Below are 1923 nucleotides of genomic sequence, written 5' to 3'. Positions count from 1 at the left end.
TTGTCCCATACCGGAATAGAGCAGGAACTCTCCCACCGCGAGGCCGAAATTCTGAAACGCCTGTGCGAAAACCGTAATCAGGTAGTGAATACCCAGAATATCCTGCTTGATCTTTGGGGGGACGACAGCTTCTTCAATTCGCGCAGCCTGCACGTGTTCATCACTAAATTACGACATAAACTTTCCAAGGACGAACGTATCCGCATTGTCAATGTCCGAGGTATCGGATACAAACTTATCATCAACTGAAACTTCCGTTAACACATAACGACTTATGAAAAAACTATTCATCATTCTGTTCCTTCTCACTGTTTCCTTTCGCGTTGCTGCACAAAACGAGCAAACAAAGGACAGCACATTATTGAATCGTTTTCCCACGGAAATGGGAAAAGAGCCGTTGTCTCCTCCACCCGGAACAACTGCCGCTCCTAATCGGGATATGTCGGTAAAGACTTCTCTCAGCACGAATAGCACGGACTTACACATCACTCTTCCGACTTATTATCCCAACTTTCCGTGGATGGATATCAGAATGGGAAAGATGGTCAGCAGTTACGATCCTTTCGTGATGGATTACGAGCATTACGGTGCTTTTCAACTTTCACCCAATAGTATATTGAGCACATTCAGCACCTACAATACCTACCCTACAATGGGAACAATTATCCAATCAGGCGCCGATTTTATATATCGCCCTAATGAACGCTGGGAATTGACAGGGGGTATGTATACCGCCAAATACACCATCCCTTCGCGCATGCATGGTTCTCAATTCGACATTGGCTTGGATGCTTCTGCCGCCTATCGCATCAACAATTTCCTTCGTATCCGCTTTTTCGGGCAATATTCAGGCTTTGGCAAACAAAACTCTCTGAACGGATATATGAATCCTATGTATCCACAAAGCCACTACGGTGTAGTCATGGAAGTGAAAATCAACGATTATCTGGAAATACAGGGAGGTGTGGAACGAGCGTACAATGCTTCGAAAATGAAGTGGGAAACAGTACCGATACTTGCTCCGGTGATTCATCTCAATAGAAAAAAGAAATAGAAAACGGGCTGCATTTCCACACGAGATACAGCCCGTTCATTTACCGGTTAGAGAGGAACAAATAGATTGCTTATAAAACCAATTCAATTATTTACGCTCCAAAGATAGCAACAATACTCAAATATCAGCATATAATATACAAGTTTTATTTTAATAAATGCTATATATTTCCATAATTCATACTTATTTCTTATATTCGCCATTAAATAAAGACCATTAAGTGATGAAATATATAGGACTAATCATACTTTTCTGTCTCCTTTCTTTCAGGGTAAATGCCCAGAATGAAGTACCCGCTGACAGTGTTCGCAGTATGAATATGCCGGCAACAAAGAATTTTGATGGATTCCTTTTGGATATGAACCTAATGAAAATGGCAGCTCCCCAAATGCCCAAAATGACTTTAGACATTCCCGATGCCAGCAAAGATTATAGTTTTCTGTTTCGCTTGGACCCGAATGTGACCTACTCACAAGGCTACTCACACTTATTCAGTTTAGGTAGCTCCACCATATACAGTATGAACCCTTTCGGACTGACAGGTTTCGGATCATCTCCCCAAAACCTGCAAATGGGAAGTTTCCGGCTGAAGAATGGAATGCGCATCAATACTTATGGAGAGTATGACAAGGACGGACGGAAAGTCCCTAATCCTTCTGCCCTGCCGTGGGAACGGAATAACTTCAAAGGCGCTTTCGAACTGAAGTCGGCAAACGGATCATTCGGAATTAGAATCGAAGTACAACAAGGAAGGAATGGACCTTACTAAAAAAGACTACAGTCAAGGGATTATATACTGAAATAATATGAATATGAAGAAAAAAGTATTGGTAATAGGTGCCAATGGCTTCACAGGACGCCGGATCTTG

Annotated in this window: 3 protein-coding genes; all 3 read left to right on the top strand. The window is 42.2% G+C overall.

Annotation, left to right across the window (positions count from 1 at the left end; all coding sequences use genetic code 11):
* Positions 1–249, top strand: a 249-nt coding sequence (locus tag BACCELL_RS20650; RefSeq protein ID WP_044154160.1) for a winged helix-turn-helix domain-containing protein, incomplete at its 5' end; no start/stop codon positions are given.
* 25 nt (positions 250–274) lie between these two features.
* Positions 275–1054: a hypothetical protein gene (locus BACCELL_RS20645; protein WP_007213996.1), complete on the top strand. Its 780-nt coding sequence runs from the start codon at positions 275–277 to the stop codon at positions 1052–1054.
* Positions 1055–1277: 223 nt separating this feature from the next.
* Positions 1278–1823, top strand: coding sequence for a hypothetical protein (locus BACCELL_RS20640; protein WP_007213994.1), 546 nt, complete (start codon positions 1278–1280; stop codon positions 1821–1823).
* Positions 1824–1923 lie beyond the last annotated feature (100 nt).

This window comes from Bacteroides cellulosilyticus DSM 14838, assembly GCF_000158035.1.
Taxonomy (GTDB): domain Bacteria; phylum Bacteroidota; class Bacteroidia; order Bacteroidales; family Bacteroidaceae; genus Bacteroides; species Bacteroides cellulosilyticus.
Note: the sequence above shows the minus strand (reverse complement) of the source record. Positions and strands in the feature narration are given on the sequence as shown.

Coding starts and splice junctions, on each gene's coding strand:
- BACCELL_RS20640 (WP_007213994.1), top strand. CDS start 1,278: ATGAAATATATAGGACTAATCATACTTTTCTGTCTCCTTTCTTTCAGG.
- BACCELL_RS20645 (WP_007213996.1), top strand. CDS start 275: ATGAAAAAACTATTCATCATTCTGTTCCTTCTCACTGTTTCCTTTCGC.